8 protein-coding genes are annotated in these 8,098 nt (G+C 64.1%); 7 read left to right on the forward strand and 1 reads right to left on the reverse strand.

The genetic code is table 11. The features are described 5' to 3' along the window. From K5Q19_RS07940 to K5Q19_RS07970, 7 genes are all read left to right on the forward strand, one after another. Positions 1–547: cold-shock protein (locus tag K5Q19_RS07940; protein ID WP_292943138.1), on the forward strand; the 547-nt coding region annotated here is incomplete at its 5' end. A 143-nt stretch (positions 548–690) separates the two neighbouring features. Further along, the gene (locus tag K5Q19_RS07945; protein ID WP_292943141.1) at positions 691–1,884 is read left to right on the forward strand and encodes an aspartate aminotransferase family protein; all 1,194 of its coding nucleotides are present in this window, start codon (positions 691–693) and stop codon (positions 1,882–1,884) included. Further along, a complete protein-coding gene (gene argF, locus K5Q19_RS07950; protein WP_292943144.1) occupies positions 1,881–2,807 on the forward strand; it encodes an ornithine carbamoyltransferase in 927 nt (308 codons plus the stop codon). The genes K5Q19_RS07945 and argF overlap by 4 nt, the downstream gene beginning before the upstream one ends. A gap of 2 nt (positions 2,808–2,809) precedes the next feature. Beyond that, positions 2,810–3,718 (forward strand): Hsp33 family molecular chaperone HslO, encoded by a 909-nt coding sequence (locus K5Q19_RS07955; RefSeq protein ID WP_292943147.1) that lies wholly within the window; start codon positions 2,810–2,812, stop codon positions 3,716–3,718. Positions 3,719–3,833: 115 nt separating this feature from the next. Continuing rightward, on the forward strand, positions 3,834–4,280 hold the full coding sequence (locus K5Q19_RS07960) for a hypothetical protein (RefSeq protein ID WP_292943150.1): 447 nt from the start codon (positions 3,834–3,836) through the stop codon (positions 4,278–4,280). A 49-nt stretch (positions 4,281–4,329) separates the two neighbouring features. Next, on the forward strand, positions 4,330–5,034 hold the full coding sequence (gene queC, locus K5Q19_RS07965) for a 7-cyano-7-deazaguanine synthase QueC (protein WP_292943153.1): 705 nt from the start codon (positions 4,330–4,332) through the stop codon (positions 5,032–5,034). Continuing rightward, a complete protein-coding gene (locus K5Q19_RS07970; RefSeq protein ID WP_292943156.1) occupies positions 5,018–6,565 on the forward strand; it encodes an MFS transporter in 1,548 nt (515 codons plus the stop codon). The genes queC and K5Q19_RS07970 overlap by 17 nt, the downstream gene beginning before the upstream one ends. Before the next feature lie 462 nt (positions 6,566–7,027). Here K5Q19_RS07970 and K5Q19_RS07975 read toward each other — a convergent pair. Continuing rightward, on the reverse strand, positions 7,028–8,098 hold a 1,071-nt coding region (locus K5Q19_RS07975), incomplete at its 5' end, for an OmpA family protein (RefSeq protein WP_292943159.1).

The following is an 8,098-nucleotide window of genomic DNA, read 5'->3' on the forward strand; positions in this document are numbered from 1 at the left end:
GCGCGGCGGCGGCGGCGGTGGTGGCGGCTTCGGCGGCCCCCGCGGCGGCGGCATGCCGGCCCAGGTTGTCGGTACCGGCAAGGGCGTCGTGAAGTTCTTCAATTCCCAGAAGGGCTTCGGCTTCATCCAGCGCGAAGATGGCGGCGAAGACGTGTTCGTCCACATCAGCGCGGTCGAGCGTGCGGGCCTCGAAGGTCTGGCCGAAGGTCAGCAGCTTGAGTTCAACCTCGTTGATCGCGGCGGCAAGATCTCGGCCGCCGATCTGCAGGTCGTGGGTGACGTGATCGCGGTTGCGGCCAAGCCCGCGGCACCGCAGCGCCAGCTGACGGGCGAAAAGGCGACCGGCACGGTCAAGTTCTTCAACGCCATGAAGGGCTTTGGCTTCATCACCCGTGATGATGGCCAGCCTGATGCGTTCGTGCACATCAGCGCGGTCGAGCGCTCGGGCATGCGCGAGCTGAACGAGGGCGACAAGCTTGAGTTCGACCTCGAGGTCGATCGTCGGGGCAAGTACTCGGCGGTCAACCTGGTGCCCCGACAAGACTGAGATCGGCGCGTGGTCCTTCGGCCTTCGGGCTCGAAGGCCTGTGCCACCGACATTTTCAGATGGCGGCCCTTCGGGGTCGCCATTTGTCGTTTACGACAACACTCCCGGCGCAGCGGGAGCCGAAGCAGGAAGGAACCCAGCCCATGTCGATCACCCCGTTGATGCCCGTCTATCCCCGGTGCGGCGTGCGTCCGGTGCGCGGAGAGCATTGCCATCTGATCAGCGAAGACGGCACGCGCTATCTCGACTTCGCCAGCGGCATCGCGGTCAATCTGCTCGGCCACAGCAACGAGCATCTGATCGGCGCGATCCAGCGGCAGGCCGCTACGCTGATGCACGTTTCCAACCTCTATGGCAGCCCGCAGGGCGAGCACCTCGCGCAGCGGCTGGTCGACCTGACCTTTGCCGACACGGTGTTCTTTACCAACTCGGGCGCCGAGGCCGTCGAATGCGCGATCAAGACCGCCCGCGCCTATCACCAGCATGCCGGCAACACCGAGCGCTATGAACTGATCACCTTCAAGAACGCCTTCCATGGCCGCACGATGGCCACGATCAGCGCCTCCAACCAGGAGAAGATGCACAAGGGCTTCATGCCGCTGCTCGAAGGCTTCCGCTACGTCGATTTCGACGATCTCGAAGGCGCAAAGGCGGCCATCGGGCCGCACACTGCGGGCTTCCTTGTCGAGCCGATCCAGGGCGAAGGCGGCATCCGCGATGCCTCGCCGGAGTTCCTGCAGGGCCTCCGCGCGCTGGCAGACGAGCATGATCTCATGCTGATCTTCGACGAAGTGCAGTGCGGCGTCGCGCGCACCGGCGATCTCTATGCCTATGAGCAATACGGCGTGACGCCGGACATCATGGCCAGCGCCAAGGGCATCGGCGGCGGCTTCCCGCTCGGCGCCTGCCTTGCGACAGAGAGGGCCGCACGCGGCATGGTGATCGGCACCCACGGCAGCACCTACGGCGGCAATCCGCTGGCGATGGCGGCGGCCGAAGCCGTGCTGGATGTGGTGGCCGGACCCGCCTTCCTCGCCGAGGTCAAGGCAAAGGGCGAACGCCTGCGCGGCCGGCTCGAGCAGTTCATCGGCAACTATCCGGACATGTTCGAACTGGTGCGCGGACGGGGCCTGATGCTCGGCGTGAAGATGAAGATCGAGCCGCGCGCGTTCGTCGCGCACATGCGTGACAACCACCAGCTGCTGACGGTTGCCGCGGGTGACATGACCTTCCGCGTCCTGCCGCCGCTCGTCATCGACGATAGCCACATCGATGAATTCATGGAGAAGCTTTCCGCCGCAACTGCCAGTTATGCGGTCGAAGCTGTGCCGGCATGACCCGGCACTTCCTCAGCCTGAGCGATGCCGGCGGCGATGCACTCGCAGCCATCCTCGGCGATGCCATGGATCGGAAGGCGGCGCGCCGCGGGCTCGCCAAGGGCCTGCCTGATGCGGATGCGCCGCTCGCCGGCCGGGTCCTCGCGATGGTGTTCGAGAAGAACTCGACGCGGACACGCGTTTCGTTCGACATCGGTATTCGCCAGCTCGGTGGTAGCAGCATCGTGCTTGATGCCGGCACGACCCAGCTCGGGCGCGGCGAAACGATCGCCGATACCGCCCGGGTGCTGAGCCGCATGGCCGATGCCATCATGCTGCGGACCGACGATCATGCGAAGCTCGAGGAACTCGCGCACTATGCCAGTATACCGGTGATCAACGGCCTGACCGATCTCTCGCATCCCTGCCAGATTGTCGCCGATCTGCAGACTTTGCTGGAGCACGGCAAGGCGCTCCCGGGGCTCGAAGTGGCGTGGCTGGGCGACGGCAACAATGTGCTCAACTCGTTCGTCGAGGCGGCAGGGCTGATGAAGTTCAACATCCGCATCGGCGTGCCCGAGGGGTATGACAGCGATCCGGCCTTCATCGCGGCAGCCCGGGCAGGCGGTGCGCGCATCGATACCTATCGCAATGCGGCCGATGCCGCGCGGGGTGCGGACGTCGTCGTCACGGATACCTGGATCTCGATGGGGCAGGCCCACGCCGAAGCCAAGCTGGCGGCCATGACCCCGTATCAGGTCAACGCGAGCCTCATGGCGCATGCGAAGCCCGATGCCGTCTTGCTGCACTGCCTGCCCGCCCATCGCGGGGAGGAAGTGACGGACGAAGTGATCGATGGCCCGCAATCGCTCGTGTGGGACGAAGCGGAAAACCGCATTCACGCGCAGAAATCGATTTTGCGCTGGGCATTCGGGCAAATCTGACTGTGTCAGGCGATGCTGCACCCGCTGGGACCACCGGCTTCGACAAGGTCCTGACCTTCACGGTTCCCGATCGCAATGCGCGCGGGCGCATTGTGCGGCTTGGCCCGGTGCTCAATGAAGTCATTGCAGCTCACGCCTATCCTGCCCCGATCCGCCACTTGCTGGCCGAAGCGCTGGTGCTGGCAACGCTGCTCGGTTCGCTGCTCAAGGATGAGCAGAGCCAGTTGACCATGCAGGCGCAGACGCAGGATGGGGTGATCGACCTGCTGGTCTGCGACTACCGCGGTGGTGAAGTGCGCGGCTATGTTCGCTTCGACCGTGCGCGGCTCGATGAACTGGGGCCAAGTCCCACGCTCCATGCCCTGTTTGGCGATGGCTATCTTGCGATCACGTTCGATCTGCCGGCGACCAACCAGCGCTATCAGGGCATCGTGCCGCTGGAAGGAGAGACACTGGCCGCTGCCTGCGAGAGCTACTTCGTCCAGTCGGAGCAGATACCCACATTAATCCGCCTTGGGGTGCGCAGCGATGCCAGTGGCTGTGTCGCCGGCGGTCTGCTGATCCAGCACCTGCCGGAGGGTGAGGAGGGGCGCGAGCGGCTCCATGTGCAGCTCGACCATCCCGAATGGGATCACATGCGGATCATGGGTGGGGCCGTTTCGCCGGCTGAACTGGTCGATGCCGGTCTGGATCTGGAAACGGTCCTCTGGCGGCTTTTCCACGAAGAGTGTGAAGTGCGTGTGGAGCAGGGCATGCCGGTGGCCAAGGGCTGTCGCTGCACCAACGAATACTACCGGTCGGTGCTCTCGCGCTTCGGACCAGACGAGCGCGCCGAGATGCGAAATGAGGATGGCTTGATTCTCGTGGACTGTGCCTTTTGTTCCAAGGTCTTCGAGATCGATCTCGACTGATAGAGCCGATTCGGTTCGTCGCTGAAGAACAACACTTTAACGCATGTCGATTCTGCGTATACTGTGACAAGTGTTCCGGCATGGTGCCGGGATGGTTTGTGGACGCGCTCGCCAGATGGACCGACTGCTGCGCACCCTATCCGATGCCTTTGCCCGCCGGCTGGTTCGGCTGTTGGGCGGCGGCATGGTCATGGCGCTGCTGTTCCTGGCACCTGCGCTTACGGCGCAGCGCCCTTCGCTTGCCATGCTCGACCAGCTCCAGCCGGGCCAGTGGGAAGTACGGGATCGTGATCTTGCCGGGGGCCGCAGCAGGCTCTGCATCGAAAGCGGTCGCCGTCTGATCCAGATCCGGCATATGCGCGAAGTCTGCCGGAGTTTCACCGTTCAGGACACGGCCGACACCGTAACGGTCCATTACACCTGCCCGGGCAACGGCTATGGGCAGACTTCCGTCCGCTACGAAAGCGCGCAGCTCGTGCAGCTGGAAACGCAGGGAATCGCGCATGGCTTGCCGTTCAACTTCCGCGCAGAAGTCCGGCGGATCGGTACATGCACATCCTGATTGCGCGGTGAGGATTGCCACAGGCAGTTCATGCCTTTAGCTCTGCACCATGGTCGCTGAAGCCGTTACCGCGGAACGCCCGCTCGCCGTTGTCCTGCTCTCCGGTGGGCTGGATTCCATGGTCTGCGCCGCCCTCGCCCGAGAGCAGGGATTTCGTGTGCTCGCGCTGACGATCGACTACAACCAGCGCCACCGCGTCGAGATAGAGGCCGCGCGTGGCATCGCCTCCGCGCTGGGCGTGGAGCGCCATGTCGTCCTGCCGCTCGATCTGCGCCAGTTCGGCGGATCGGCGCTGACGGCGGATATTGCCGTGCCGAAGGACGGGGTCGGAGACGCCATCCCGGTCACCTATGTTCCGGCCCGCAATCTCGTCTTTCTTTCGCTCGCCTTGGCATGGGCTGAAGCAGCGGGCTCATCCCACCTCTTTATCGGCGTCAACGCGCTCGACTACTCGGGCTATCCCGATTGCCGCCCGGAATTCATCGGCGGATTTGAGAATCTTGCCCGCGTCGCCACCAAGTTGGGTGATCAGGGCGGTACCGTGCGGGTCCATGCACCGCTCCAACACCTCAAAAAAAGCGAAATCGCGCAAGAAGCGGCCCGTCTTGGGCTCGATCCTGGTACCAGTTGGTCGTGTTACGATCCACTGCCCGATGGTCGGGCCTGCGGCGTGTGCGACAGCTGCCGTCTGCGGCGCGCGGGATTCGATGCAGCCGGGATAGAGGATGGCACCAAGTATGGAGATGACGGATAAGCCGAAGCAATGGTTCGGCGTCGACCGCTATAGTTGGTACGCGCTGTTTGTCCTCGTCATAGTCTACATCATCAACTTTGTGGATCGGCAGTTGCTGACGATCCTCGCGGTCGACATCAAACACGATCTTGGCATTTCGGATGCCCAGTTCGGCTTTCTTTACGGCACCGCGTTCGGCGTCTTCTACGCGCTCTTCGGCATTCCGCTCGGCAAGCTAGCAGACCGCGCCATGCGCACGCGGGTGCTCGCCACCGGTCTTGCCGTCTGGTCTGCAATGACGGCGCTCTCCGGGCTTTCGCGCAGCTTCCTGCAGCTCGGTGCCGCGCGCATCGGCGTCGGCGTGGGCGAGGCGACGGCCGGCCCTTGTTCCTATTCGCTGCTGGCGGACTATTTTCCCGCGAACCGCCGGGCGACCGCAGTCGCAATCTTCTCCTCAGGGATCTACCTCGGCGGTGGCTTCTCGCTCTACATCGGCACAGCGATCGCGGGGGGCTGGAACCACGCCTTTCCGCTGGGTGAGCGACCGTTCGGTCTCGCGGGATGGCAGGCAGCGTTTCTCGCTGTCGGGCTTCCCGGGCTCGCTCTTGCGCTGTGGGTACGCAGCCTGCGGGAGCCAATTCGCGGCCGGTTCGAGGCACCACCGGTCGATGGCGCGCCTCAACCGGCGCCTCAACCCGCGACGCTTGCCGCCTTCGTGCGTGATCTTGCCACCATCGTGCCGCCATTCACGCTTCTGGCGGCTGCCCGGCGCGGCCCTGCAGCTCTTGTCGGCAATCTTTCTATAGCGGCTGGCCTTGCCGTGCTCGGGACAGTCTTGTCCTTGCTGATTGGCGATCCCGCGCAATGGATCGCGCTTGGCATCGGAACCTACGCTATCGCTTCCTGGGCAGTTGCCTTGCGCCACGATGATCCCGAAGCCTTCCGTGTGATCTGGGCGTCGAAATCGGTGGTCGGCCTCAACCTCGGTTATGGGCTGATGTGCGTGATCACATATGCCAACTCGGCGTTCGGACCTTCGCTGGTGATCCGCGAGTTTGGTGCATCAGCGGGCGCGGTCGCGCTCGTTGTTGGCGGGTCCGCGGCGATTGGCGGCGCATTGGGCGTTATCGCTGGTGGGGCTCTGGGCGACCGTCTCGCCGGTGATTGCTACCACTCCCGGCGCATTCTCGTGGTGATGCTCGCGCTGCTCACGTCGCTGGTGCCGAACTGCATCATGCTGGCGACCCAGTCACTCACGGTCGTCTATTTCTGTGTTTTCCCGATGTGGTTCCTGGCAAGCTGTGCCCTCGGCGGCGCGGCTGGAACCATCGTGAACATCGTTCCTGCAACAAGTCGTGCCACTGCTACCGCAGCCTTCTTCCTGTTCGCCACGATGCTTGGTCTTGCGCTCGGGCCTTATGCGGCGGGCAAGATTTCCGGCGCGTTCGGCGCCAATCTGCGGATCGGGCTCGCCGGCATCCTCGTCGTTGTACCCTTCGCATTGCTGGCACTCGAAGTCTGCAGGCGCGATCTCATCAGCCGCGAGCGATAGAGCACTTTCCGACCAATTTGGCTCACCGTGACGGAGCCGATTTTGGCCCAAAGAACCAGATCGGGCGCGAGGCGAGAGGACCGAGCTATGCTAGCCCATAGTGACCGACGATCAATGTCGCGATGGGCCAAAAGCGGCCCGCTCCTTCGGGGTTGGGTCAGGAAGCCCCTCGGCCAAAAAGACTGAGGCAGCGTCGCGCCGCTGGCACGGGCTGCCTGCCCGCACTGCGCGGCGCTCCTTGCCGAGAAGCTTCCTGACGCAATCACGGTGAGCCAGATTGGTCGTTAAGCGCTCTAGGATCCAACTGGCAGGGCAGCCGAAAAGCCGCAGGCCTGCAATCACGTAAGCGGATCGCGTGGATGCGCAGCTCCTTGCGGGCGCTGATGCCGGACCATCGCGACCAAACGAAAAAGGGGGCCGGATTGCTCCGGCCCCCAATTCAAATCGGCTGATTGCCGAAGCTTACATGCCCGAACCCGGACCGTACGTGATTTCCACGCGGCGGTTCTGAAGTTCGCGCACGCCGTCCGCGGTCGGAACGCGCGGGTTGGCTTCACCGAAGGCCTGGCTGGTGATCGACCCATCGGGGATGCCGTGGGCGGTCAGGTAGCCACGAACCGCATCATTGCGACGCTGCGACAGGCCAAGGTTGTACTTGGGCGTACCCGAACGGTCGGTGTAGCCGGCCAGCATGATCGGAACGCTGGCGCAGTTGCCATAGGCCGTAACCGCGTTGTCGAGAATGGTCGCCGCTTCAGGCGTGATTTTCGACTTATCCCAGTCGAAGAACACGATGTACGGACCCTTGTTGCAGACCGGAGCCGGGGGGGGCGGCGGGGGCGGCGGGGGCGGCGGAGGCGGCGGAGGCGGCGGGGGAGCAGGCGGCTCCGGCATCGGAGCAGGCTCTGCTCCACCGAAGTTGTAGGCCAGCGTGCCCAGCAGCGAGTGCGAACGCCAGCGGCCGCTGAGTTCCTGGCCGCTCAGCGCATCATTGCCGATGATCCTGATGCCGTTCACATTGAAGTAGCGATACTTCAGGCCCACATCCCAGTGCTTGGAGATCGGGGTGCGCACGCCCGCGATGGCCTGCCACGCGAAGTTGGTGTCCGAATCGTTCGCGCCGCCACCGCCGGCGGTGCTGATCACGTACTTGACGTTCGCCACACCCACACCGCCGCCGACAAAGCCCTGAAGGCCGTCATCTGCGCCGAAATCGAGCAGGCCGTTGACCATGTAGCTGAGCGCCTGCGAACGGCCGTTCAGCGTACCGGATGCGCGATCAAAGCTGTTGCCAAGGCTGTTGGCGAGGCGGTCGGCGCGGGCACGGCGATACCCGACTTCGGTTTCTAGGCGGAAGCCGCCGAAGTCGTAACCGACGATACCGCCGACGTCATAGCCAGTATCGGTCTTGAGAGTGGCGACGTTAGCGGCACCGGCGATCGCCAGATCGGCCTTTTCGACGATCATCGCGCCAGCATCGACCTCGACGTACCAGGAATCCTTCTTGGCGAGCGCCGGCGTTGCGAGCGCCGT

The sequence above is a fragment of the Novosphingobium sp. genome, assembly GCF_019748365.1.
GTDB lineage: Bacteria > Pseudomonadota > Alphaproteobacteria > Sphingomonadales > Sphingomonadaceae > Novosphingobium.